The 25,201-nt window shown below is 40.0% G+C and carries 30 protein-coding genes and 1 pseudogene; 18 read left to right on the top strand and 13 right to left on the bottom strand.

Translation table 11 applies throughout. The features are described from left to right. Window positions 1–109 precede the first annotated feature (109 nt). Window positions 110–1,000: a LysR family transcriptional regulator gene (locus ASF86_RS03030; protein ID WP_056479322.1), complete on the top strand. Its 891-nt coding sequence runs from the start codon at window positions 110–112 to the stop codon at window positions 998–1,000. Here the strand turns inward: ASF86_RS03030 and ASF86_RS03035 are convergent. Further along, entirely contained in the window at window positions 978–2,183 is a 1,206-nt protein-coding gene (locus ASF86_RS03035) for an MFS transporter (RefSeq protein WP_056479325.1), read from the bottom strand. The genes ASF86_RS03030 and ASF86_RS03035 overlap by 23 nt on opposite strands. A gap of 261 nt (window positions 2,184–2,444) precedes the next feature. On the opposite strand from ASF86_RS03035, the gene ASF86_RS03040 reads away from it, so the two are divergent. Continuing rightward, window positions 2,445–2,729 carry a GNAT family N-acetyltransferase gene (locus ASF86_RS03040; protein ID WP_005047617.1) on the top strand — a complete coding sequence of 95 codons (285 nt, stop codon included), beginning with the start codon at window positions 2,445–2,447 and terminating at the stop codon, window positions 2,727–2,729. Window positions 2,730–2,824: 95 nt separating this feature from the next. On the opposite strand, the gene ASF86_RS18980 is transcribed toward ASF86_RS03040, so the two are convergent. Further along, on the bottom strand, window positions 2,825–2,938 hold the full coding sequence (locus ASF86_RS18980; protein WP_081407530.1) for a hypothetical protein: 114 nt from the start codon (window positions 2,936–2,938) through the stop codon (window positions 2,825–2,827). 64 nt (window positions 2,939–3,002) lie between these two features. On the opposite strand from ASF86_RS18980, the gene ASF86_RS03045 reads away from it, so the two are divergent. The 5 genes from ASF86_RS03045 (at window position 3,003) to ASF86_RS03065 (ending at window position 6,891) form a co-directional block, all read left to right on the top strand. Next, window positions 3,003–3,662, top strand: coding sequence for an amino acid ABC transporter permease (locus ASF86_RS03045; RefSeq protein WP_001104465.1), 660 nt, complete (start codon window positions 3,003–3,005; stop codon window positions 3,660–3,662). Continuing rightward, window positions 3,652–4,317, top strand: a complete 666-nt coding sequence (locus ASF86_RS03050) for an amino acid ABC transporter permease (RefSeq protein WP_056479328.1) — start codon at window positions 3,652–3,654, stop codon at window positions 4,315–4,317. Before ASF86_RS03045 ends, ASF86_RS03050 begins: the two co-directional genes overlap by 11 nt. Window positions 4,318–4,319: 2 nt before the next feature. Then, window positions 4,320–5,051: an amino acid ABC transporter ATP-binding protein gene (locus tag ASF86_RS03055; protein ID WP_004642454.1), complete on the top strand. Its 732-nt coding sequence runs from the start codon at window positions 4,320–4,322 to the stop codon at window positions 5,049–5,051. A 30-nt stretch (window positions 5,052–5,081) separates the two neighbouring features. Beyond that, complete coding sequence (locus tag ASF86_RS03060) at window positions 5,082–5,942, top strand: transporter substrate-binding domain-containing protein (protein ID WP_003651209.1); 861 nt, start codon at window positions 5,082–5,084, stop codon at window positions 5,940–5,942. A gap of 82 nt (window positions 5,943–6,024) precedes the next feature. Then, window positions 6,025–6,891, top strand: coding sequence for a cysteine ABC transporter substrate-binding protein (locus ASF86_RS03065; protein WP_056479331.1), 867 nt, complete (start codon window positions 6,025–6,027; stop codon window positions 6,889–6,891). Window positions 6,892–6,928: 37 nt separating this feature from the next. On the opposite strand, the gene ASF86_RS18985 is transcribed toward ASF86_RS03065, so the two are convergent. Together ASF86_RS18985 and ASF86_RS03070 are read right to left on the bottom strand one after the other, a co-directional pair. After that, window positions 6,929–7,048 (bottom strand): hypothetical protein, encoded by a 120-nt coding sequence (locus tag ASF86_RS18985; RefSeq protein WP_081407531.1) that lies wholly within the window; start codon window positions 7,046–7,048, stop codon window positions 6,929–6,931. Window positions 7,049–7,124: 76 nt separating this feature from the next. Then, window positions 7,125–8,060 carry a LysR family transcriptional regulator gene (locus ASF86_RS03070; protein WP_005047612.1) on the bottom strand — a complete coding sequence of 312 codons (936 nt, stop codon included), beginning with the start codon at window positions 8,058–8,060 and terminating at the stop codon, window positions 7,125–7,127. A 90-nt stretch (window positions 8,061–8,150) separates the two neighbouring features. On the opposite strand from ASF86_RS03070, the gene ASF86_RS03075 reads away from it, so the two are divergent. From ASF86_RS03075 to ASF86_RS19560, 3 genes and pseudogenes are all read left to right on the top strand, one after another. Next, a complete protein-coding gene (locus ASF86_RS03075; RefSeq protein WP_056479334.1) occupies window positions 8,151–8,792 on the top strand; it encodes a hypothetical protein in 642 nt (213 codons plus the stop codon). Further along, entirely contained in the window at window positions 8,793–9,431 is a 639-nt protein-coding gene (locus tag ASF86_RS03080; protein WP_005047610.1) for a LysE family translocator, read from the top strand. Window positions 9,432–9,546: 115 nt separating this feature from the next. Then, window positions 9,547–9,667: pseudogene (locus ASF86_RS19560) on the top strand (hypothetical protein). Between the two features lie 160 nt (window positions 9,668–9,827). On the opposite strand, the gene ASF86_RS03085 reads toward ASF86_RS19560, so the two are convergent. The 4 genes from ASF86_RS03085 to ASF86_RS03100 form a co-directional block, all read right to left on the bottom strand. Then, a complete protein-coding gene (locus ASF86_RS03085; protein WP_056479337.1) occupies window positions 9,828–11,789 on the bottom strand; it encodes a family 2A encapsulin nanocompartment cargo protein cysteine desulfurase in 1,962 nt (653 codons plus the stop codon). After that, the gene (locus ASF86_RS03090; RefSeq protein WP_004642462.1) at window positions 11,764–12,696 is read right to left on the bottom strand and encodes a family 2A encapsulin nanocompartment shell protein; all 933 of its coding nucleotides are present in this window, start codon (window positions 12,694–12,696) and stop codon (window positions 11,764–11,766) included. The genes ASF86_RS03085 and ASF86_RS03090 overlap by 26 nt, the downstream gene beginning before the upstream one ends. Before the next feature lie 247 nt (window positions 12,697–12,943). Then, the gene (gene epsC, locus ASF86_RS03095; RefSeq protein ID WP_080026793.1) at window positions 12,944–13,885 is read right to left on the bottom strand and encodes a serine O-acetyltransferase EpsC; all 942 of its coding nucleotides are present in this window, start codon (window positions 13,883–13,885) and stop codon (window positions 12,944–12,946) included. Window positions 13,886–13,903: 18 nt separating this feature from the next. Then, a complete protein-coding gene (locus ASF86_RS03100) occupies window positions 13,904–14,413 on the bottom strand; it encodes a rhodanese-like domain-containing protein (RefSeq protein ID WP_004642463.1) in 510 nt (169 codons plus the stop codon). Window positions 14,414–14,752: 339 nt separating this feature from the next. Between ASF86_RS03100 and ASF86_RS03105 the strand changes: the two genes are divergently transcribed. Next, window positions 14,753–15,571, top strand: coding sequence for an AraC family transcriptional regulator (locus tag ASF86_RS03105; RefSeq protein ID WP_056479340.1), 819 nt, complete (start codon window positions 14,753–14,755; stop codon window positions 15,569–15,571). A gap of 47 nt (window positions 15,572–15,618) precedes the next feature. On the opposite strand, the gene ASF86_RS03110 is transcribed toward ASF86_RS03105, so the two are convergent. Beyond that, window positions 15,619–16,221, bottom strand: a complete 603-nt coding sequence (locus ASF86_RS03110) for a LysE family translocator (protein ID WP_056479343.1) — start codon at window positions 16,219–16,221, stop codon at window positions 15,619–15,621. A 155-nt stretch (window positions 16,222–16,376) separates the two neighbouring features. On the opposite strand from ASF86_RS03110, the gene ASF86_RS03115 reads away from it, so the two are divergent. Beyond that, window positions 16,377–16,784, top strand: a complete 408-nt coding sequence (locus ASF86_RS03115; protein WP_056479346.1) for a DUF2000 domain-containing protein — start codon at window positions 16,377–16,379, stop codon at window positions 16,782–16,784. Window positions 16,785–16,861: 77 nt separating this feature from the next. Here the strand turns inward: ASF86_RS03115 and yghU are convergent, their stop codons facing one another. The 3 genes from yghU to ASF86_RS03130 all read right to left on the bottom strand — a co-directional run bounded on the left by yghU (window position 16,862) and on the right by ASF86_RS03130 (window position 19,394). Further along, window positions 16,862–17,710, bottom strand: a complete 849-nt coding sequence (yghU, locus tag ASF86_RS03120) for a glutathione-dependent disulfide-bond oxidoreductase (protein WP_056479349.1) — start codon at window positions 17,708–17,710, stop codon at window positions 16,862–16,864. Between the two features lie 33 nt (window positions 17,711–17,743). After that, window positions 17,744–18,370, bottom strand: coding sequence for a glutathione transferase (yfcF, locus tag ASF86_RS03125; protein ID WP_056479352.1), 627 nt, complete (start codon window positions 18,368–18,370; stop codon window positions 17,744–17,746). Window positions 18,371–18,488: 118 nt separating this feature from the next. Next, window positions 18,489–19,394, bottom strand: coding sequence for a LysR family transcriptional regulator (locus ASF86_RS03130; protein WP_056479355.1), 906 nt, complete (start codon window positions 19,392–19,394; stop codon window positions 18,489–18,491). Between the two features lie 110 nt (window positions 19,395–19,504). Between ASF86_RS03130 and ASF86_RS03135 the strand changes: the two genes are divergently transcribed. Both ASF86_RS03135 and ASF86_RS03140 read left to right on the top strand, forming a co-directional pair. Then, on the top strand, window positions 19,505–19,936 hold the full coding sequence (locus ASF86_RS03135) for a CidA/LrgA family protein (protein WP_056479357.1): 432 nt from the start codon (window positions 19,505–19,507) through the stop codon (window positions 19,934–19,936). Between the two features lie 12 nt (window positions 19,937–19,948). Next, window positions 19,949–20,638, top strand: coding sequence for an LrgB family protein (locus ASF86_RS03140; protein ID WP_056479359.1), 690 nt, complete (start codon window positions 19,949–19,951; stop codon window positions 20,636–20,638). A 7-nt stretch (window positions 20,639–20,645) separates the two neighbouring features. Here ASF86_RS03140 and ASF86_RS03145 read toward each other — a convergent pair whose 3' ends face one another. Next, window positions 20,646–22,136, bottom strand: coding sequence for a PLP-dependent aminotransferase family protein (locus tag ASF86_RS03145; protein ID WP_056479362.1), 1,491 nt, complete (start codon window positions 22,134–22,136; stop codon window positions 20,646–20,648). Window positions 22,137–22,251: 115 nt separating this feature from the next. On the opposite strand from ASF86_RS03145, the gene ASF86_RS03150 reads away from it, so the two are divergent. The 4 genes from ASF86_RS03150 (at window position 22,252) to ASF86_RS03165 (ending at window position 25,187) form a co-directional block, all read left to right on the top strand. Next, window positions 22,252–22,887: an FMN-binding negative transcriptional regulator gene (locus ASF86_RS03150; RefSeq protein ID WP_056479365.1), complete on the top strand. Its 636-nt coding sequence runs from the start codon at window positions 22,252–22,254 to the stop codon at window positions 22,885–22,887. A 42-nt stretch (window positions 22,888–22,929) separates the two neighbouring features. Beyond that, entirely contained in the window at window positions 22,930–23,529 is a 600-nt protein-coding gene (locus ASF86_RS03155) for a GNAT family N-acetyltransferase (RefSeq protein ID WP_056479368.1), read from the top strand. A 142-nt stretch (window positions 23,530–23,671) separates the two neighbouring features. Beyond that, complete coding sequence (locus ASF86_RS03160) at window positions 23,672–24,487, top strand: helix-turn-helix transcriptional regulator (RefSeq protein ID WP_264753222.1); 816 nt, start codon at window positions 23,672–23,674, stop codon at window positions 24,485–24,487. 64 nt (window positions 24,488–24,551) lie between these two features. After that, complete coding sequence (locus ASF86_RS03165) at window positions 24,552–25,187, top strand: LysE family translocator (RefSeq protein WP_081407532.1); 636 nt, start codon at window positions 24,552–24,554, stop codon at window positions 25,185–25,187. Window positions 25,188–25,201: the final 14 nt, after the last annotated feature.

Here is a 25,201-nt window from a genome sequence, read left to right on the forward strand (position 1 = left end):
TCTTCTTTATAATAATTAGCCTAAAAAACAAACATGGACTTATGAGCAATATTCATAAATAGTTTTATCATTTATAATTAAATTAAACCGTGAAAAGAGACAAAAGCAGATGATAAACAAAGAAAACTATAATGATCTTTATGCTTTTTTAATGGTGGCTCGAGAAGGGAGTTTTACGAAGGCCGCAGGAAAAATGGGAATTTCGCAGTCTGCGCTCAGCCATACCATTCGCGGTTTAGAAGAGCGTTTAGGAATGCTACTTCTGACCCGAACCACACGAAGCGTTTCACCGACAGCCGCGGGTGAAAGATTAAAGCAAACCATTAGCGCCAGCTTTGACCAGATTGATAATGAATTATCGCTTTTAACATCATTTCGGGATCAGCCCGCTGGTACGGTTCGTATTAATGCCAGTAGCCATGCGATACGGGAAGTGCTGATTCCAAAACTTGAAAAGATTGCTGGTGACTACCCTGATGTGCAAGTTGAGCTAGCTGCCAATAGCGGCATGGTAGATATTGTTGCGGAGCGATTTGATGCAGGTGTTCGTTTTGGAAGTCGTGTAGCAGATGGCATGATTGCGGTACGTATTAGCGCAGATGTCAAAATGGCGGTGATTGCAACGCCACAATATTTTGAGAAATATGGGATCCCCACAACCCCCAAAGATCTGGTTAATCATCAATGTATTGGCTTTCGTTTAACCACCCAAGGCAGTGTGTATGCATGGGAGTTTTTGAAGGATGGACACGAAACAAAAATCAAAATTCAAGGACAATGGATATTTAATGAAAGCTACGACATTGTCGAGGCAGTTAGAGCTGGATTTGGATTGGCTTACATTCCGCAAGAGCTGATCCAACAAGATCTGGATCAAGGCAAACTTGTTCAGGTATTGAAAGAGTACAGTATCCAGTTTCCCGGATACCACCTGTACTATCCACATCGTAGACAGCTTTCGCCTGCATTAAGGTTGGTTATTGATGTGTTGCGTGAGTAGCACTTCGCCATGTAATAAAAGCAATGATAGCACCCAATAACAACACAATAGCGCTCATATAAAACGTAGCACTATAGCCTTGTGAATCATATAGCAAGCCTCCCAAAGTTGCACCTAAAGTAATTGCAAATTGGATAATCGCCACCATCAAACCGCCGCCAACCTCAGTATCTTGATGCAACGTCTGTGCAAGCCATGTGTTCCATGCGACAGGTGCCGAAGTTCCAATAAAGCCCCATAAACCCATTAATATTGCGACCAACCACAAATACTGACCACCAAGCACGAAGGCATAAGCAATGCTTGCCATCATTAAAGGAATAAGGATGAGGTAGCGATAGACATGTTGATGAAGAATAAAACTAATCACGAATGTGCCAGCTAAACCCGCGATACCTAATATGAGTAATAAAATGGATAACATGGCCGCATCGACATGACTAACGGTTTCTAGAAATGGGCGTAAGTAGGTAAATAGCGCAAATTGCCCCATAAATAACAATAAAATCCCTGTCATGCCATAAAACACAATCGGACGTTTCAGTAGTCCAAAGGGATTTTTTGACTTTTCAGCAGACATAACTGCTGGAAGAGCGGGCATACTTTTAAATTGCCATACAAGCGCAATAATCGCGATAGGAACGATACAGAAAAAAGCGCCACGCCAGCCAATAATTGAACCCAAAAAACTTCCTAAAGGTGCGGCTATTGTGGTTGCTAGCGCATTGCCACCATTTAACAGACCGAGTGCTTTAGGTACTGACAGAGGTGGAACAAGTCTCATCACAATCGAAGTCGACATGGCCCAAAAACCACCAATCACTACACCTAAAATTGCACGCCCCACCATGAATAAAGCCGCAGAGTGAGCAAATGTAATCAGCATGCCAGAAATGATCATGAGTAGGGTAAGTAACAGCATGATATGACGGCGATCCCATGTCTTAAATACACGGCTAATAGTTAAGCTGGTTACCACAGCAAAAATGCCTGAAATTGCGATTGCCTGACCGACTTGGCCTTCACTCATATTTAAATCTGAAGAGATTGGTGTGAGTAAACTTACGGGCATGAATTCTGAGGCAATTAATACTGCACAGCATAGTGACATTACAAATACAGCACCCCATGCAGGTGTGCTATTCTCATGTGTATCTTGCTCAATTTGATGAAAAGAAGACATAAAAGTTCCGACTTTAAAACCGTTAAATGTTCATAAAAGAAATAAACAAATCTGGTTGCAGAGCTTATCAGCAAGGGTTTGAAAGGATTAGGCCTAGAATTACGAATAGAATTATGAGTTTTATGCATGAATTGTCTTTAAAAAGCATACAGACTCGCTGCTAAAAACAGGCTATTTTTTTACACTTAAATTTGTTCTTATAGTTCAAGATATACAAAGTCATTTTTAAATAAATATGAGTCGTAAGAAGAGGAATTTATTGTGAATATTCAACAAAAAGATGATACAAAACACGGTAGCTTTAGTTTACTTGATGGTGAAACCGTTGCAGGTGAAATGACTTATACATGGGCAGGCGAAGGCATGCTGATTATTGATGCCACAGATGTGAATGAAAATTATCGGGGACAAGGCGTAGGTCGCCAAATACTTGATGCTTTAGTTGCTTTTGTTCGAGAAAAAGAAGTGAAAGTGATTCCGCTTTGCCCTTATGCAAAATCGGTATTTGATAAAGATCCAAGCATTGGCGATGTCCTTAGAAAATAAGCAATAGACTGAAAGTTGTTTCATAAAAATCGGGCGTTGGTGCCCGATTTTTTTATTGGTTTTATTATATATGAACATGTTTTAAGCGGTTATATTCAACTGATTTGAATGCTTTCGATTGCCAAATCAAATTTATCAAACTTATAGAAAAGCTTATCTAATAAAAATAGTTTTAGACCACTTGGGAAAAAAATAAACTCGGTACACAAATATTTGATCGCTGATTAGAGCTAAATATTTATAACGTTTTAATATTATTTTTTGGAATTTTCCTTGAACTGGCAGTATATCCATAGTGTGTTGCCGCAATTTTTCTCTGCAACTTTGACCACGCTGAAAATTTCAATTATCAGCATTATTCTGGCCATTATTGTAGGACTGATTTGCAGCATTTTAATCACATATCGCGTGCGGGTACTAAATAGAATTGCCCAGTTCTATATTGAGTTATCTCGAAATACCCCTTTATTAATTCAACTATTCTTTCTGTATTACGGTTTGCCAAAACTTGGTATCAAAATCGATGGTTTTGCTTGTGGTGTGATTGGACTCACATTTTTAGGTGGAAGCTATATGGCAGAAGCTTTTCGAGCAGGTTTGCAATCTGTTGCAAAAGGCCAGATTGATTCTGCAAAAAGTATTGGTCTGCAACCGACTCAAATTTTTAGATATGTCATTTTTCCTCAAGCGCTTGCTATTTCAATTCCAGCAATTGGAGCAAATTGTCTATTTTTAATTAAAGAAAGTTCTGTGGTGAGTGCGATTGCTGTCGTTGAGCTGCTTTTTGTCACCAAAGACTTAATTGGCATGGATTATAAAACCACGGAAGCTCTGTTCTTATTAATCATGGCTTATCTGATTATTTTATTGCCCGTGTCTATTTTAACCAGTTATTTGGAACACAGAAGTCGGAAGGTGAGCCATGGAACTTGATTATTTATTTCAGGCGAGTCATCTCGAACGTTTAATGTGGGGACTGTGGGCAACTGCAAAAATTGCGTTTATTTCGGTATTTTTTTCTGCAATTTTAGGCACGGTTTTAGGCGTCATTATGACTTCTAAAAACATAGTCGTTAAAGCGCTGTGCCGTCTATATTTAGAAGCGATTCGAATCATTCCAATTTTAGTTTTGCTTTTTGTTTTTTATTTCGGCTTTGCCACATGGTTTAACTGGCAGTTTTCCGCAATGTGGGTTTGCGTTGTTGTATTTGTTTTATGGGGTACGGCTGAAATGGGCGATTTGGTCCGTGCAGCCATTACCTCGATCGATCAGCATCAACGCGATTCGGCCTATGCGCTTGGACTGACTCATGTTCAAGCATTGGCCTATGTCATTTTTCCACAAAGTCTAAAACGTGTAACACCAGGCGCAATTAATTTATTTACCCGAATGGTGAAAACCAGCTCTTTAGCAGTACTGATTGGTGTGGTTGAGGTGATTAAAGTTGGCCAGCAAATTATTGAAAATTCGCTGCTGACTGTGCCGAGCGCCTCGCTTTGGATTTATGGCTTTATTTTTATTTTGTATTTTCTGATTTGCTATCCCTTATCTCGTTTGGCGGCACATCTAGAAAAGGTCTGGGAGTAATTATGCCTTTGTTATCGATACAACAATTACAGAAATCATTTGCACAAAGTCATATTTTACAGGGCATTGATCTGGATGTAGAACAAGGAGAGGTGGTTGTTATTTTAGGCCCTTCGGGCTGCGGTAAAAGTACCTTACTGCGTTGTATTAATGGCTTAGAACCGATTCAAGGTGGTGAAATCCGTTTAACTGGTTCGGGCGTGTTGGGTAAAGATGTTGACTGGACTAATGCTCGTCAAAAAATTGGCATGGTTTTTCAGAACTATGAGTTATTTGGGCATATGAATGTCATTGACAATATTTTACTTGGACCACTTAAAGTGCAAAAACGCCGCCGTGATGAAGCTGAACAAGTTGCAGATGAGTTGTTAAAGCGAGTAGGACTCTTTGAACGAAAACTCGATTATCCGCGACAACTTTCCGGTGGACAAAAGCAGCGTATCGCCATTGTCCGTTCACTGGTCATGCAACCTAAAGTCATTTTGCTCGATGAAATTACCGCTGCGCTTGACCCAGAAATGGTCAGGGAAGTGCTTGATGTAGTTTTGAAACTAGCCAATGAGGGAATGACCATGTTGATTGTGACACATGAAATGTCATTTGCCCGAAAGGTTGCCGACCGCATTATTTTTATGGATAAGGGCAAAATTATTGAACAGGCACCACCTGAAGAGTTTTTTGAACAGCCGAAAACAGAACGAGCTAAAACCTTTTTAAATATTTTGTCGTACTAAATTTTTATTATTTGAATCATGAGGAAGTGAATGTTTAAACGTAATTCAATAAAAATATTAAGCAGTATTGCTGTTGCTGGGGTGTTATTAACGGCATGTAGTAAAACGCCATCAACTGAGCAAGCAAGTAATACTCAAGAAGACCAGTCTTTAGAGCAAGTCAAAAAGAATGGGGTGTTGCGAGTTGCCGTTTTTGCTGATGATCCGCCGTTTGGTTATGTAGATAGTGCTGGCAATAATCAGGGCTTTGATGTGGCTTTAGCAAAACGAGTCACTAAAGATCTGCTCGGTGATGAAAAAAAAGTTGAGTTTATTGTGACGGAAGCTTCAAATCGGGTGGAGTTTTTAAAATCAAACCGTGCCGATGTTGTGTTTGCGACATTTACAGTAACGCCTGAACGTAAGGAAGTTGTAGATTTTGCCGAGCCTTATTTAAAAGGTGCTTTCGGGATCGTCTCTCCTAAAGCCAAGCCGATTACTGATATTGCTCAATTGGAAGGTAAGACCTTAATTGTAAATAAAGGCACCAGTTCAGATACTTATTTTACGAAGCACTATCCGAAAGTGAATTTACTGAAGTTTGAAAGAAATTCGGATGCGTTCAAAGCCTTGACTGATGGTCGTGGTGACGCAATTTCACAAGATAGTACTTATGCTTTAGCGTGGGCCGCGAAGAACCCAAGTTATGTGGCGGGTATCCAGTCTATTGGTGATCAAGAGTTTATTGCACCAGCAGTGAAAAAGGGCAATACCCAATTATTGAATTGGCTCAATACTGAAATTAAGCAGCTAAGAACAAGCGGTGAAATTAAGAAAATTTATGATGAAACCTTAAAACCAATTTATGGTGAATCGGTTAATCCTAATGTGTTTTTAGATGTAGGCCAGTAATTTTCGATATCGCTAGAGCAGTGTCTAAAAGTAGGCACTGTGATTTTAAATAAGACTTTTACAAGAACGATAGGGTGAAATAATGACAACACTAACTTTACAAAATATAAAGCATGTCCTCGCTGCATCTTTGCTGAGTTTAGGTTTGGTTGCATGCGATAAAGGCACGCAATCTAATGAAAAAACAGCTGACAGTACTCAAACTGTGTCGAGTATTGAGCAGATTAAAAAGAATGGTGTCGTGCGTATTGGTGTATTTAGCGATAAACCGCCGTTTGGATATTTAGATGCTCAAGGTAAAAATCAGGGCTTCGATGTAGAGATTGCCAAACATGTTGCTAAAGACTTGTTGGGTGATGAAAACAAGGTAGAGTTTGTTTTAACTGAAGCTGCAAATCGTGTCGAATATTTAAAAGCCAATAAAGTCGATATTATTTTTGCCAACTTTACGGTTACACCAGAACGTAAAGAAGTAGTCGATTTTGCTAAACCTTATTTAAAAGTTGCTTTGGGTGTGGTGTCTCCTAAAACTCATCCAATTACAGATATTGCTCAACTCAAAGACAAAACTTTGTTGGTGAACAAAGGCACTACGGCTGATTCATTCTTCACTAAGGCTCATCCTGAAATTAAACTGCAAAAATATGAGCAAAACACTGAAACCTTTGATGCTTTAAAAGATGGCCGTGGTGCTGCTTTAGCACATGACAACTTGCTGGTTTTAGCTTGGGCTAAAGAAAATCCAAATTACACCGTCGGTATTACCAGTTTAGGTGAGCAGGACTTAATCGCACCGGCAGTGAAAAAGGGTGATAAAGAACTATTGGACTGGTTGAATCAAGATTTAGAAAAATTGGCAAAAGAAGGTGTAATTCATCAAGCTTATGAAAAAACTTTAAAACCAGTCTATGGCGATACGATTAATCCAAAAGATTTATTGGTTGAATAATTCTAATAAAGAGGACTCTAGATAGTATTTGCTCGAGCTAGTATTCATCTACAGCCTGCCCATAATTTATAAAGATAATGTTTTTGCAATATTTTTTATAGATGGAAACAATGGTCAGGTTCTGTAGATGACAAAGTTTTTTGGTTACTTTTTTCAAAAAAAGTAACAGAATTAGCTGATTGCTTTAGAGATAGAAAGGTAGGATTCCATCGTGTTAATTCCTTGATTCTATATTATTTGAACTTAAATAAAGTCGGCTCTGCTGCCAATTTATCTGCCAAATATTGAATAAATACACTTAATTTAGGTGGTACGTGGCGTGTGGGCGGATAGAGTAGCCATAGCCCACCACTGTAATAGGTCTTAAAATCCCAGTCGGGTAAAACTTGAACCAAAGTCTGTTGTTGTAAAGCATGGCGCGCAACAAAGTAGGGTAAGCTGGCTACTCCTAAATGCTGTAGGGCTGCGCTTAAACGTACACCTGTATGATTTGCAGCATAACGACCCCGCACAGTAACACTAATCGACTTATTCCCTTGTTGAAATTTCCATTTTGAATCACTGATTTGTTCACCCAAATAGATACATTCATGCTGTTTTAAGTCATGAGGATGGGTTGGTATGCCATGTTTTTCTAAATATTCAGGAGTAGCACAAATCAAGTGATCGATATCAATGAGTTTTCTTCCCATCAGACCGCCAGAGGGTTGCTCGGTAATTCGAAGCGCTAAATCAACTTCATCATCAATTAAGTCAACGTAACGGTCTTCTAAAAGCATTTGAATATCAATTTTTGGATAACGTTCTAAAAACTCAGGTAAATGTGGATGAATCATAAAATGTCCAACGGCTTTTGGAACACTAAGACGAATGATTCCTTGCGGTTCAACATGAAATTGGCCTGAACTTTCCATCACTGCTTGCGCTGCATTGACCATATCTAAACAACGTTGATAGACCTGTTGACCACTTTCACTCAAGCGAAGCTTTCGTGTGGTTCGATAAAGTAAGCGGGTTCCTAAAGCACGTTCTAAGCGAGCAATCGCACGGCTTATCGCGGAGGGTGTAGTACCGAGTTGTCGAGCTGTTTCAGAAAAACTCCCTGACTCGACCACTTTAACGAAAGTCGCCATTTCATTTAATAGAACTAAACTTTGATTTGTGCTCATGAGGCAAAAGTTATTTGGATTTTGAGTGGATTATCGCGTTTAAGAAATCGCAATACAATCTTTTTCATCTTAACGTGTATGTAGAAAAGTATGACGCAAGCATTGTATTTAACAGGTGCTCTTGCCGCTGAGGTTGAAGTTCTAGCGTGTAATTCTTGTGAAGATGGGCGTTTTGCAGTGCATTTATCGGGAACCCCATTTCATCCTCAAGGCGGTGGTCAACCGAGTGATACGGGTAAAATCGCAGAAGTTGATGTAGTGCATGTAGCGATTGAACAAGGGGAAATTATTCATTACTGCACACAACCTGTTGAGTTGGGAGTGGCTTTTGCACAAGTGGATGAAGCAGTACGTCGTTATCATAGCCGCTTACATTCAGCAGGACATTTGCTTGGACATGTAATGCATCTATTTGGCTGGCAAGCTGTAAAAGCGCAGCACTGGCCACATGATGCACGAGTTCAGTTCATTGCTTTGGATACAGCTCAGCAGTTAGATGCTCAAATGCTTGAACAGCATTGTTTACAATATATTCAGGCTAATTTACCAGCCAATCTTCAGCAACATGCAGATGGTTTTCGTGAAATCGGTTTTGGTGAGTTTTCTGCATTTCCATGTGGCGGGACTCATGTTGCAGCGTTGGGGGATATTGGTTTTGTAGAAATTCAGTCCTATCAGATTAAGAAAGGAAAGCTCAGTGTTAGCTATAGCGTTGCCAAGGAGGCTGAATAAATGTGGCAGTTGTATGGGCATGAGTTTTTAACACTGGCACTCATTCACTTTTTGGCAGTGATTTTACCGGGACCAGATTTTGTGGTTACGGTAAGACAAAGTGTACGTTATGGCTACTTAATTGGATGTCTGACTGCGATTGGTATTGGTGTTGGAATTTCGGTCCATGTGTTTTATACGCTTGTTGGCATTGGCTTTTTGATTCAACAAAGCGAATGGCTCATGTCACTCATCCGAACAGCGGGAGCAGCTTATTTGCTTTATTTAGGATGGCAGTGTTTGCGTAGTCAGCCGAATACTAATATTGAGATTAATGACCAGGCAGATTCAGATGCTCCAAGTTTATTTAAAGCCTTTACGATGGGTTTTTTAACTAATGCTCTTAACCCGAAAGCCACGATATTTTTTCTGGCGATTTTCACTACGATTGTGAGTGTAACAACCCCCATGAAAGTTCAGATCTTTTATGGCGTATGGATGTGTATGGTTAATGCCATTTGGTTTATGGTCGTGAGTGTAATGTTTGCTCATCCGATAGTACGTAAACGATTTTTGGAGTTTGGGGTTTATTTTGAAAGGGTGATGGGGCTGTTGTTAATTGGAATTGCATTGAGATTGATTTGGGGATTGTTTGTTTAATTGCCGAGAGTATTTAGTGGGGTTGCAGAAGTACGATTTTAGATTGCTTATAGTGTTCAAGGCGGAGTCTTATCGTTTATACACCAATAGAAAGTAGCTAATTCTGTTACTTTTTTTGGAAAAAGTAACCAAAAAACTTTGTCATCTACAGAACCTGTTAACTGTTTTCATCTATCAGGAAATGTTGCGAAAACATTATTTTTATAAATGATGGGCAGGCTGTAGATGACTCTTAGCACGAGCCGAAGGTTAATCTAGGAGTCGAAATTAAAATAACAAGACTCCGCTGTGATAGCTACTTTGACTTGTTCCTATATATGAAGTTGAGCTCAAGAAGGTTCAGTAAATAATTTATAAAAAAGACCGCTCGAAAGCAGTCTTTTTTCAAAAATAGATTTAAACAGTACGCTTATTACGTGTTAACTGATGTAAAACAGACACCAATAAATCAATTTCTTCAGTCGTATTATAAAAAGCTAAAGACGGGCGCACGGTTTGTTCCACACCAAAACGACGTAAAATTGGCTGTGCACAATGGTGACCAGAACGTACGGCAATACCATGTTGGTTTAAAGCCTTACCGACCTGTTCGGTTGAATAGCCTTGTAAGGTAAACGACATGACACTGGCTTTGTGATGCGCAGTTCCAATCAAACGTAAACCAGACACACTGCTAAGCGCATTTTGACCATATTCAAGCAAATCATGTTCATAGCGTGCAATGTTATGAATGCCTAAACTTTCTACATATTCAAGTGCCGCACCTAAACCGACTGCATCGGCAATGTTTCCAGTTCCAGCTTCAAACTTGTTTGGTGCAGGTTGGTAAACTACTTGTTCGAAGGTAACATCCTGAATCATGTTACCGCCGCCTTCCCAAACCGGCATAGTTTCTAGCAACTCTGGTTTTGCATAGACCGCGCCAATACCCGTCGGCCCAAATACTTTATGTCCAGAAAACACAAAAAAGTCTGCATCGAGAGCTTGTACATCGGTAGGGATGTGCGAAACAGATTGAGCGCCATCAACCAATACACGTACACCTTTGGCATGGGCAATTTTAATCACTTCAGCAACAGGTGTGACTGTTCCTAAAGCATTAGACACTTGAGTAATAGACAGCAGTTTAGTGCGTTCATTAATCAGTTTTGGCAGCTCTTCTAAAATAATTTGACCCGTATCATCAACAGGAATGACTCGTAATTTTGCTCCAGTTTTTTTAGTGAGTTGATACCAAGGTACAATATTGGCATGGTGTTCTAAGTGAGAAACAATAATTTCATCACCTTCACCAATATTTTGTTCGCCCCATGTTTTTGCAATTAGGTTAATGCCTTCAGTGGTTCCTCGAACAAAGATAATTTCTTTGGAAGAGGGTGCACCAATAAAACGGGCAACCACATTTCTTGCATGTTCATAGGCGTCGGTTGCACGAGCTGCTAACTCATGTGCAGCACGATGAATGTTTGAGTTTTCATGCTGATAAAAATAAGCAATTCGATCAATCACACGCTGTGGTTTTTGCGTAGTAGCAGCATTATCCAACCAGACTAGCGGGCGACCATTGACGCGTTCCTGCAAAATTGGAAAATCACGACGAATGGCATGCACATCTAAGGGCTGAGCACTGCTTGCTACAAAGGTAGGTTGAGATGGTTGATAGTGACTATAACTTTGCCCACTTTGTGGTAAGTCTAAGAAATAAAATCCAGAGCTTGGTGAGGTTTTTGCTGGTGTATCAGCTGCAAAACGATCTTCAATGAGCAAAGACTTTAGCTGGTCGCCATGTGGTAACTGAAAAGACTGCGCAACCGAATAATTATCTTCAACACCAGTAACAGACGGTTCTGCTGCATTTGGGGCAGAAAAATCATTTAAAAAATAATAAGGTGATTCACCAGCACCCGTTGGTAAGTTTGGTTCAATGCGTGGCACGTTTGGTTCACTATGAGCAGCTTGTGGCAAATGTGGTTCAAATGGTGGGCGTGGCAAATTAGCTCCACCAACCACAGGCGCAGACGCTACAATTCGACGTTCAGGGTAGTCTGGCAAATTTGGAATATGCTCAGGATATTCTGGATTGAGACTTTTCTGAAAGGCGATATTGGGCGCACGACCACTCAGTGCAGAAAATGGTTCACCCGGTTGCGGTGGATGCGGTGGCGCTCCGACAGGTAAGTCCAAGTTAAGGCCTGATGGAGAAGCTGAACTGCTTGAGCTTGGCAATGCTGAAAAAAACTCATTAGCAAGTCGAGCAATGGTGGACTCATCAGGGAAGTTGGCTGGTGGGTTAACACCAGTCACTTCAGGCCCCGTTGGACTACCTTGCAGATTACTTGTAGTTAACTGGGTAGTCATGATATTTGTCCACCTCCACATCATCTAATACTGCTAAAGCATCATCAGTCAATACTGCAAGCGAGCAATATAAAGAGATTAGGTAAGATGCAATCGCGTTACGGTTAATGCCCATAAAACGTACTGAAAGCCCCGGTGACTGTTCACCGGCAAGCCCCGGTTGGAATAAGCCGACAATACCTTGACGTTTTTCACCGACACGAAGCAGCAAGATTTTAGTTTTGCCATCTTCTACTGGAATTTTATTAGATGGAATGAGTGGAATCCCGCGCCATGTAATAAATTGCGAACCGAATAAACTCACTGTTGGAGGCGGTACGCCACGACGTGTACATTCACGGCCAAATGCTGCAATTGCATCTGGATGTGCTAGGAAAAATCCTGGTTCTTTCCAGACTTTACGTAATAAATCATCTAAATCATCTGGAGTTGGTGGGCCATTTAAAGTTGGTATACGTTGGTCATCTGTCACACTCGCCAATAAGCCATATTCAGGGTTATTGATGAGCTCACTTTCTTGACGTTCTTTAATGGTTTCAATCGTTAAACGTAGCTGTTCCTTAATTTGATCGTGGGGGCTGCTGTAAAGGTCAGCAACACGTGTATGTACATCCAGAACAGTCGATACACCATTTAAAAAGTATTCGCGTGGCTCTGGGTCATAATCAACAAAAGTTTGAGGTAAAGTTGCTTCATCACGTTGTGTGCAAGCCACTTGAATATCATCGGTATTATTTACACGGTTTAGGCGATAAATACCTGCTTCAACAGGAAGCCATTGAAGTAAGTGAGTCAGCCATCGGGGAGTAATTGTAGAAAGTTGAGGAGCTGTCTTGGTTGCATTGGCCAGTTGGCGAGCCGCATGGTCCCCAAGCGCAAGTTGGGCTTTATCAGTATTTTTCGCCATGAATCATTTTTCCTTATTACAGTGGCTTGGTAAAATCAAAAAATTAAAAACTCTAGTATTGATATAAACTAGAATTAGTTCTGGTTTTAAAAAAATAAAAAGGTTTTATAAACTTTGAATAGGTGGCTTATTAATTAAAAATCTATCTTTAAAATAAAAATATATTTAAATGAGAAATAAGCATTAATTTAATTCAGCTCTTACTATTTATTTGTCTCCTTATCTATTTATTTCACATCTATAGTTTTTAACCGGGAATATGATTTTTTTGATAAGACTCATTTGGTGACTGTAAAATCTGGCTACCTGCGGCAATACTATGTGTCAGCCAGACATTTCCCCCAATAATGGACCCTCGACCAATCGTAATACGGCCTAAAATAGTGGCGCCTGCATAGATCACAACGTCATCTTCAACAATTGGATGGCGTGTATAATCTTTTTTCAAAGCACCATCATCATTGGTTTCAAAGCGTTTTGCTCCAAGCGTTACTGCCTGATAAATACGGACACGTTCCCCAATGACACTGGTTTCACCAATCACTACGCCAGTACCATGATCTATAAAAAATCCTTTACCAATTTGTGCACCCGGATGAATGTCAATTCCAGTTGCAGAGTGGGCTAACTCAGAAATAATGCGAGACAGTAGAGGTACTTGGGCATATAACTGATGCGCAATTCGGTGATGAATAATCGCAAATATGCCCGGATAGCAGAGTAGTACCTCATCCACACTATGTGCCGCCGGATCACCTTCGTAGGCCGCACGCACATCGCCATCTAAAAGACGACGTATAGAAGGCAAGGTATTAGCAAAATCCTGCACAATATTTTGAGCAAGCTCTTGTGGCTGTTGGGCTGTGCTTGAATGACCCAAATGACGCTTTGCCTCATAATTTAAAGCCAGTTGTACTTGAGCATGTAAGGCTGTGAGTACCCGATTTAAAGTATAGGCAATATAAGAATCTTCAGTTTCCTGACGTAAGTCGGCAGGGCCTAAGCGCATTGGAAATAGAATCCCGCAGAGATCATCTAAAATAGCTTTCAAAGCTTCTTTAGATGGAAGTTCACGGCCCCCAAATTCTTTGATTCTGTGCTGTTGCTGACGCCAGTCATGCCTTGCTTGTTGTAAACCCTGTACAACAGCATTAATGTTCCATTGAGTCACAAGCTTTCCTTGATTCACTGAAAATGTGTTGAAGTTTTAGTCTTGTTGCCAAGGGAGTTGATGAATACGCCAGCCGTTTTTTTGATTACGCTGCTGTTGATCATCTAAGTCACCTTCGAAGCCTTCAAGAACGTTATAAATGTGCTCGAAACCCGCATTAAATGCGGCTTCGGCTGCTAATGCTGAACGGTTTCCGCTACGACATAACAAAAGAATGGTTTTATCTTTACCCGTCTTGGTTTCGAGTTCTTTTAAAAAACGTGGGTTGCGATTGAAAGAGGTGCCCGTTGCCCATGCAACATGAATACTTTCAGGAACATATCCTACAAATTTGCGCTCTTCGTTAGTGCGTACATCAACTAAAACGGCCTGTCCTTGTTGTACGAGATGCCATGCATCAGTGGGTGATAAACTTCCACTAAAATTAAGCTCATGGTCTTGGGCATATTGTTGTGCTTTAGAAAGAATCTCTTCATTTGACAAGGATGTATTTGAACCCGATGAAATAAAACCAGAACGGTTTTCTGTATTTAATTTGGCATTCATTAAAAATATCCTTTATCTTCTATCTAGATTGTTATTGTTGAATTTACGCTGATTTGAATATAAGCAGAAATAACGAATATCTATTTATATATATTTTTTTATAAATAGAGCATGTGGGGATTTTTTAGAAATATTATTAATTAATCTTATTAACTATTATTAAAATTAGATAAGTATAAAAATTAAATAAACTTGTTGTTTAATGTCACATCATATTTAGCAATCAGAGAATTCACTGCTAAAGCGAATAACTGGTTGCTTTGTAAAATAAATGGTTAGCGTCTAAGCCATAACTTGTATACTCAATGTTGTCTAGAAATATAAGATTTTGGTGACTATGTGATTGAACTGCCCAATGCAAATGATTGGATTGTCAGAAATTCCGATCCAAATAGTCTGGAGCGAATCGAAGCATTTTTTAATAATCATGCTTATGAGTCGCATCGTCATGATACATTTGCAATCGGTCGGACATTAACTGGTGTTCAAAGTTTTCATTATCGGGGAGAGATGAAACATAGCTTGCCAGGAATGACCATGGTTTTACATCCTGATGAAAAACATGATGGAGAGTCCGGTACACGAGATGGTTTTAGATATCGGATGGTGTACGTAGAGCCTGCAACCCTACAGGAAATTATGAAGGGTAAGCCTCTACCATTTTTTGAGAATGGACTAAGCCAAGATATTCGATTATTTAAGGCAACAGATGTTTTATTGCAAGGGGTAGACCAGCATATAGACCCTTTAGAAAAGCAAGATGCTTTATATGATTTAGCCACGACACTTTACGAAATTTCAGATAAAAAACAGCGAACTTCTCATTCTTATGACTATGTCGCAGCGGAACGTGCCAGAGAGTTTATACATGCATCTTTATTTGAGAATATTTCTTTAGATGATATTGAAAAAAATATTGGGCGTGACCGTTGGAGTCTTTCACGCGACTTTCGACTGCTATTTGGTACAAGCCCACATCGATATATGACCATGCGTAGGTTAGAGGTTGTGAAGTCTTGTCTAATGTATGGAGAGTCATTGACTCAAGCTTCCTTAATTGCAGGATTTTTTGATCAGAGCCACATGACTCGTCATTTTCTAAAAGCATTTGGATTGACTCCAGCCAGATGGCGGATGATCAACAAGTTATCTTCCTAAACAGGTTATTTAAAAGTCAGCCTGTTTAGACTGACATAAACTTTATCTTAAATTAGATTTATACCTTTTAAGAAATCGTAAAGCATAAATATGCCAGAAATGATTAGCATCATTGCCATGGTTTTATTTAAGCGATTAAACCAAATTTTATTTTTAATTTTTTTGCCTAACACTGCACCAGCCCACGAATAAAGACAGGGTGCGCCTGCTGCACCAATCGAAATGAGCAACGATACTAAGAAGATTTGAATGCCGGTAATGTGTGCTGTTGGGTACATAATCGTTGTAACAGGCAAAATAACCAAAATCCCTTTTGGATTTAAAGTTTGTATCCAAAAGCCATTCCAGAAAGAAAGTGTCTGAATTTCAGTGGTTTCATCATTAATATCGATATCCGCCTTTAACATCTGAAACGCAAGATAAAATGTATAACATGCGCCGAGCAAGGCAATATAGTGCAGGGCATTTTGTGGAATGATAGCCGCACCTGCATATCCAAAAATCATGAATAACATCAGCATCGCACAGCCGACACCCATAAAAAAATAAATGGTTTTTTTAAACTGTCCTGTAAGTCCCGCATTCAAACCCATAAAATTTACTGGGCCAGGGCTATACATCACACTTAAGGTATAAAGAAAGATTTCCATAACGCATCTACTGAATCAAAAACAACCCAGCATACTGACTCGTAAATTTAGGGTCTTGTACGTTTGTGATTGCGCTTGCACAAACGTACAAGACGAGAAAAATCGGGATTAGGCATGATGACTAACTTGAGATAAATGATTCAGGATAGAGGTTTATGTTTGACACAAAAATTGCGTTGATTGTCCGTAATGATCTTGTGACTTGGCAAAGGCTAAATGTGGTGGCTTTTTTGGCAACGGGAGTTGCCTCGGCTGTACCTGAAATGTTGGGTAAACCTTATATCGATGCAAATGGTTATGAGTACGGCAATATGTTAGGGCAGCCGATGTTGGTATTTGAGGGTGATTTATCAGGACTACAAAAAGCGCATCGTAAAGCAATTGAGCAAGATCTAACGATTATTCCATATGTACATGCCATGTTTTCTACAGGCAATGATGAGGATAATCGAGCGGCTTTTTTGGCCGACGATGCAAATCAATTAAATTTGGTCGGGGTAGCGTTAAGAGGACCTAAAAAAGGTGTTGATAAGGCAATTAAAGGACTTTCGTTACATCAATAGATTAAATAATTTTTAATATTGAAGATTAATAAAACCCACTATTTGAGCAAAAGTGGGTTTTATTTAAAAAATAACAATTAAAGTTTATCTTGCGTTTTAGTCTCAAAATCACTTGCATCATGACGTTCATGTAACTGTGTTTCTAAATCGCCAAAAGTGCGATTAACCATACGACCACGTTGTACCGCAGGGCGCGCCAGAATCGCATCTGCCCAACGTTTTACATGTTTATATTCATCAACACCTAAAAACTCTGCGCCGTTATAGACCCAGTTTTTAACTAGACCACCATACCAAGGGAATGCGGCAATGTCGGCGATGGTATATTCAGAACCAGCTAAATATTCATTTTTTGCTAGATGCTGATCTAACACATCAAGTAAGCGTTTTGTTTCCATAGCAAAGCGGTTAACCGCATATTCAATTTTAACGGGCGCATAGGCATAAAAATGTCCAAAACCACCACCTAAATATGGCGCGCTGCCCATTTGCCAAAATAACCAATTAAGGCATTCAGTACGCGCAGCAATATCGGTCGGAATGAAAGCTTTAAACTTTTCAGCCAAATAAAGCAAAATTGAGCCAGACTCGAAAACTCTTAATGGTGGGTTTTGGCTATGATCAACCAATGCTGGAATTTTAGAGTTAGGATTAACTTCTACAAAACCACTGCCAAATTGCTGTCCTTCACCGATTTTAATGAGCCAAGCATCATATTCAGCATCTTGATGGCCTAATGCTAAAAGCTCTTCAAGCAAAATAGTGACTTTTTGACCATTAGGTGTTGCTAAAGAATAGAGCTGGAGCGGGTGTTTCCCAACAGGGAGTGTGTGTTCGTAGCGAGCACCTGAAGTGGGCTGGTTTAAATCGGTTTTTTCTCCAGTCCATTGCCAAACTTGTGGAGGAATATAGTTTGAATCACTCATTTTTTTATCTCATGTTTGGTTGAAATATAGGATTTAGTTATGTCGCAAGGCAAGCCATTTTTGAACGCTCGGGCGTTGCCATTGTTGCAGTGCATAATTTTTTAATCGCTCTGGTACAGCATCACCATTTTGGATGAGACGTTGTAACATCAGTGCGAATTCAGCATCCACAATGCTCCATGAACCAAAAAGAAATTCGGCATCAGGCGCTAGAAGTTTTTCTGCAACAAAAAACAGTTTCTCGGCTGCCTTTTGACCTTCTTCTGAAAGTGGGGTAGATGTGGGTTCAATAAAAATAACATCAGTTGGACGTTCAGTTCTTAATGCCACTAAGTCTGATCGGAGCCATGCTTGAATTTGTCGAGCTCTTGCACGTGCCTGAATATCTGTTGGATAAATTGGTGTATTTGGATAGAGCTCTTCTAAATATTCCAAAATGGCAGATGATTCTGATAGAGCAAAATCATTGTGTTCAAGTACAGGAACTTTTGCTGTTAATGACTTTTCGAGATAAGATTTTTCAAACTGGCCTTGTTGTGCCAGATTAATCCTATCTATTTCAAATGGAATTTCTTTTTCATGTAGCCCGACAAAAACTGTAAAAGCGTAAGGGCTTAAAAATTGTGAATCTGTGTACAGTTTAAAATGTTCATTATTCATTGTTATTGTCCATGTCATAAAACGGATGGCATCTAGTCTAAGTGAGCTGTTCCAAGATTGGGTAGCTTTTTTGTGGAAAAGCTTTATCGATTTCTGAATTAAGCAATTTCATTGTTCATTAGGGTTTAATGTGCTGAAAATGCTGACGAACAATGCTCAGCCACGCTTGTACCGCTGGTGAGACAGGAAGATTCTTTTTCCAAGCCATGACTAAGTGCCATTGAATATTTGGTTTTTCAAGCGGTACTGCTGCAAATAAAGTAGGGTCCAGCATATCGGTATAATATTGTGGCAGCAGAGCAATTCCCATACGTTGTAAAACCATATCTGCCAAGAGGTGCCATTGACTGGTACGACAAGCAATAGTTGGATAGAACCCACGCTGTTTACAAGCATCGAGAATAATACTATTTAGAGAGAAGTTTTCTGGAAACATTAAAAACGACTGATGTTGTAACTCTTCTAGATTTATTTTTTTGCGAGTTGCCCAAGTCGCATCGCGACGTAAAAGTACCATTAATGGGTAGTTACATAGCTCAATGCTATTGAAAATTTGTTCATCAAAGGGCTGCAGTAAAACGCCAACGTCTAGCTCGTTATTGAGTAAAGCTTGTTCAATACCGCGTGAACCAACCTCCATAAAAGCCAATTCAATATCTGGCCATTGTTGATGATAATCAAATAGGGCAGTCGTTAGGAGCTGCGAACCTAAAGGCGGAACGCCAAGTTTTAAAGTTCCTGTTTTTAATTGTTGGTAGTTTTCAATTTCAAGAAAGATGTTTTGTTCTGCCTGAAGAAGCTCAATCGCATGTTGATAAATGCGCTCTCCAATTTCGGTCAATTCAATTTGTCTTTTACGGCCGTGATCCGGTTTAACTAAAAGCTGTACCTGAAGCTGCTCTTCAAGTTGTTGTAATATTTTACTAATGGTGGGTTGAGTCAAATACAACTCTTCAGCGGTACGGGTAAAGCTTTTTGTTTTTACCAAGGTAACGAAACACTGTAATGATTTTAAAGAGAGCATAACGAAGAGTAGATTATTCCATTTTGGAATAATATTAACATGAATAATTCATATTTAGCGGTTTTAATCAAGATAGCATAATGGTGTAGTTAACCATTTAATTTCGCAAAATGAGTACTGAATCTGCTTCTGCAACACCCACACCACATCCACTTTTAGAGTTGGTTAAACAAATTCTAATTTTGGCTGGATTTTGGTGGGTGGGATATCTTTTACATCAAAAACTTGGCGTACCTGTTTCAGCAGGCATTTTAGGTATGTTTTTATTGCTTTTATGCCTGTTCTTTAAAGTTATAAAAATCGATCAGGTGGCAATGGGAGCAACCGTTGTTTTAGGTGAGCTGTTACTGTTTTTTGTGCCTGTGGTGGTTGCCGTAGTTCAATATAAAACCTTGTTTATGAGTGAAGGTTGGCAAATTGTTTTGAGCATTGCAGTTGGAACTATTTCAGTCATGCTCAGTACGTGTTTGACCATTCACTATTACAATCGTTTGAAGGCTTATTTACAGGCTCGAAAACGTCTTCAACATAAGCATATCTAAGAGCAAAGCGACATGAATATTTGGTCAATTCTTTGCCTCATCTGGACTTTGGTAGCTTATGTTGTGGCAAAGCGAATCTATCAAAAGCATCCAAAACTTTGGTTGTCACCCGCGATTAGTGTGCCTGTACTCACCATCATTTTGATGACGATTTTTGGAATTTCATATCAAACTTATTCAGAAGATACGCAGTGGATTGTTAATTTATTAGGTCCAGCTACGGTCGCGTTTGCTGTACCGATTTATCGTTATCGGGAAACAATCCGTAAAAATCTCGGTGTTTTATCGATTGCGATTATTGTGGGAATGAGTGTGGGTGTGATGTCTGCCTATGAAATGGCACAGTGGTTCCATTTTAGTCCTGAAGTCACCAATAGTTTGATGGCACGTTCGATTTCAACACCATTTGCCATGATTTTAGCTGAAGATATTCATGGTTCGGCGGCTTTGGTTTCATTATTCACCGTCATTACCGGTTTGGTTGGAATGATTTGTGGCGATGCAATTTTAGCGATTACTAAAATTCGTTCTAATGTGGCAAATGGAGCCGCCTTTGGGAACGCGGCCCATGGTTTTGGTACAGTCCGAGCTCAGCAGCGCAATAGTGAAGAGGGCGTGATTGCAAGTTTAACCATGGTAATTGCAGGTATTTTAATGGTACTGATTGGGCCATTTGCCATTCATCTATGGTTGCTGTTGTAGGTTTTGTTTATGTGGGCTTGTCATGTTGTTGAATGATTTTTGATAGTTTTTTTATGGCTTGTTCCATCAGTTCGGGCTCAAAGTCACCTAAGCCAACAATTAAACCCGAACGTTGCTGTTCTTTTGAAAATGTCGGTGAAATTGCCTTAATCGCAATGCCTGCATTGACTGCCGTGCTCGCGACTTCAACGTCATTAATGTGTTGAGTAAGCCATAACACCATATGCATGCCTTGATCGCCCGGTTGTAACCAAGCCAGCTCTTGAGGTATGTATTTTTCAATCAAACCAATAATGTGTTCTCGAACTTCTGAGTAAACATTCCGAATACGTCGAATATGTCGCTCTAAATAGCCTTCTTGAATAAAAGCAGCCAAAACATGTTGGTCGGCTGTAGGCGGGTGTCTATCAATTAACACCCTCAGTCCACAAAAAGGTGCCACCAGTTCCTTAGGTAACACTGCATAGCCAAGTCTAAGAGATGGAAATAATACTTTGCTGAAAGTACCGAGATAAATCACTTGATCGGGTGCCATGCCTTGTAAAGATGGGAAGGGTTGACCGTTATAACGAAGTTCACTGTCATAGTCATCTTCAATGATCCATGCTTTTTGCTGTTTTGCCCAAGCCAATAAAGCAGTACGTCTTGCCAGACTCATCGGCATGCCAAGAGGATATTGGTGAGATGGCGTTACAAACGCTGCACGGGCATTTGGAGAAAGCTTAACACCAGCTTCAACTTGAATGCCTTCTTCATCGACAGGAACACGCACCATACGGATGTTTTGTACGGCATGCTCAAAAATGGCTGTGGTACCCCGATATGCCGGATCTTCTATCCAGACTTCATCTTTTGCTTCAAATAAAATCTGGCTGCATATATACAGTGACTGCTGAATGCCGGGTGTAATCACAATTTGTTCAGGTTCGCAGTGGACAGAGCGGGATCGACGTACGTAGTCTGCTATAGCAATTCTTAGTGGTAACACACCTTGAGCTTCGCCATAACCCGAAGGAGCACCTGCACCTCGCGATCTAAATTTATTACCGAACTTACGCCAGATGTCACTCGGTTGGGTGCGAGCAATCGGGACAGACACCGCAAAAGGAGCATGAGGAAGCGGTTTAAATTCTTTAAGCACTTGGGCATAGGAGATTGCTGACTTAGTCAAAGGGATTGAGCTAAATATGGTTTCTTTTTGAGAATGTTGCGGCGTATTTTTTTTAACTAAAGCATGAGACACATAGGTGCCAGTTCTTGCTTGAGAATCAAAAACACCTTCAGCTAAAAGCTGATCATAAGCTTCAATAATGGTTCCGCGAGCGACCTCAAGGGTTTGGGCCAGTTCTCGGGAAGATGGCAAAGGGTCTCCTGGCTGCAAATCGCCACTTTGTACAGCTTCACGTAAAGCTTGGGTCAGTTGAGCACTAATCTTTCCTTGGCTTTTATCAATCTTTGCAATAGACGGAAGTTCAACAACTTTTGCCATTCTTGCCATAATTCTGGTCTACTTAAAAAAATACAAAGTGGTCCTTTTTAATAAACCACATAAACCAGAAAATTTACAACACAAAATATAAATAACCCTGATATTTACAACGAGGTTCTTAGCCATGTATATCCCTGATGATTTTGCAGAAAACCGTTTGGACGTATTGCATTCTCTTATTTTGGAGCATCCGTTTGGTGTGCTTTTTACTCATGGGGGCAATGGTTTAGATGCAAATCATCTTCCGTTTGAGTTACAGACAAATGAAGGGAACTTAGGGGTGTTGCATGCGCATGTATCTAGAATTAATCCTGTCTGGCAGGACGTTAAAAATGGAGATGAGGTACTCGTCGTGTTTCAGGCGGGTGATGCTTATATTTCCCCAAACTGGTATCCATCCAAACATGAACAGCACAAACAAGTGCCAACATGGAACTATAGAGTTGTACATGCTTACGGTAAAGTGACGATTCGAGATGATGAGCGTTATGTTCGAGGTGTTGTGGCTCGTTTAACCCGTACACATGAAGCATCTCAACCTGAACCATGGAAAATGTCTGATGCACCAAAAGACTATCTAGAACCCATGCTAAAAGCTATTGTCGGTATAGAAATTGAAATTACCAAGCTTCAAGGAAAATCAAAACTTGGGCAAAACAAAGAGCGTCGAGATATTTTAGGTGCGGCAGATGGTCTAGCGAAATCTGGTCATAAAACTATAGCGGATGCTATGTACAGTGTGGCTGAGTTAAACAAATAGTTTTGAAAATATAAAATTTTAGTATTCATTAAGGAGAAAAACATGTCTTGGACTACACCTGTTGAGTTGGTAGGCGAACACGTTATTTTAAAGCCACTAAATCTAACTCAAGCTGAATCTCTAGCAGAAGCAGTTTGCGATGGTGAGCTCTACAACCTTTGGTATACCCGTGTGCCAAGACCTGAACAGATGACTGCTGAAATTGAAAGACGTCTTGGTTTGCAACAATCTGGAAGCATGTTGCCATTTTATATTGAAGACCGAAAAACAGGGCAAGCGGTGGGTATGACGACCTTAATGCATATTGAAGCAGCTCATCGCCGTGCAGAGATTGGTTCGACTTGGTATCGTAAATCTGCACAGCGCACGCCTGTGAACACTGAGTGTAAAAAACTATTGTTGGCTCATGCATTTGAGTCTTTAGACTGCATTGCGGTTGAGTTACGAACATCTTCTTTAAATGTGCAAAGCCAAGCCGCAATTGTACGTTTAGGTGCAAAGCTCGATGGCGTGCTCAGAAGCCATCAAATTGTAAAAGATGATATTTTGCGGGACACCCATGTTTATAGCATTTTAAAACATGAATGGCCTGCGGTTCGTCAAAACTTGGAATGGTTACTATGTAAGCCAAGATTAAAATGATTTAACAATTCATTTCTTCTAAAAGTATCCTCTCTACCTGAGAGAGGATTGCTGAATGATATGAATTATGCAAAATTAATGCTTTGATCATAATTTCTACGGCTCTTGAAAAAGCATTAGAATAAATAACTATTATTACAGGATGAGTCCATTGTCTAGACCAGTCCATCAGGTTGATCCACTGTGTTCTCAAATTGTTGGAACTGAGGCTCTATCATTATTGACCGAGCATAGTTTTCCACGTCACTCACATGATCATCTCGGTATTGGAATCATTACCAGCGGTGCACAACGTTCATGGAGTTTGGTTGGTCATGTTGAGGCAGGACCGGGTGATGTCATTATTGTAAACCCTAGTGAAATTCATGATGGTATACCGCTTGATGGTCCTCGTGCGTGGCAAATGGTTTATATTCAGCCAGAAATATTAAAACAAGAATTGGCTGCCGAAGGGCGTAGTGCTGATGCCGTATTGCAGCCTTTGGTACGTGATAGGCTTTTAGGCCAGTGCTTATTGCGATTATTTAATGAAATGTCATTGCCCGTTGCTGAAAATACAGCATTGGAGGAAATGCTTTTATTTAGCTTGATGCATGTAAGTCGTTACCACATGCTATCTGAACGTTATCAACACGCCCGTTGTTCTTCTGCTCAACGTGCCAAAGAATATCTTGATGATATGTCGGAGCACGCGGTTACACTCGGTGAGTTGGCTAGTTTATGTGATCTGAGCCAGTTTCAGTTATTGCGAAGCTTTTCTCGTGAGATCGGTATTACGCCACATGCCTATTTACTACAACGACGAGTATGCCATGCACGCCGTTATCTGTTAGAGGGAAATACTCTAATTGAAGCAGCCTTGCGAGCAGGTTTTGCTGATCAAAGCCATATGACAAGAGCGTTTGTCCGCCAGTTAGGCATTACTCCGAGTCGTTATCAGAAAGCTATTTTATCTTAGAAAAACTTCTGCAATTTTGTTCAAGACCACTATTTTGTATCTCTGTAATACTCAGCCAAAATCCATGTTTGGAGTGGCTTATGCAATCAGTATCGAATTTTTAGTTACATCACTTATTGTGGTTATCTCGCCGGGTTCAGGCGCAATTTATACCATTGCCACAGGTTTAACCCGAGGGGGAAAAGCCAGTCTGTTTGCGGCGGTGGGTTGTACTCTTGGTATTATTCCACACATGGTGCTGGCGATTGCCGGTCTTGCTTTAGTGTTTGTCACTAGTCCATATCTATTTACTATTTTAAAATTTCTAGGAGTTTCCTATTTATTGTATATGGCTTGGTCATCACTTAAGGAGAAGGGAACATTTCATTTTGAACAAGAAAATAAAGAACATTCAGCCTTCGAAATTATAAATTATGCTGTATTTATAAATTTATTTAACCCCAAATTACCATTGTTTTTCTTGGCCTTTTTACCTCAGTTTGTTAGAACTGATACGACAACACCTACATGGGATATGTTGCTATTGGGTGCAAGCTTTATGCTCATTACGCTAGTGGTTTTTATGTTTTATGGCACTTTTGCGGCAATGATGCGTCAACATGTAGTAGGCAAACCTGTTGTATTAAAGTGGCTTAGGCGCAGTTTTGCTTTAGGCTTTATTGGATTGGGTATGAAATTATTATTTAGTTCTAAATCGTGAATGAAAAGATAAGG

Source organism: Acinetobacter sp. Leaf130, assembly GCF_001423205.1.
GTDB classification, from domain to species: Bacteria; Pseudomonadota; Gammaproteobacteria; order Pseudomonadales; family Moraxellaceae; genus Acinetobacter; species Acinetobacter calcoaceticus.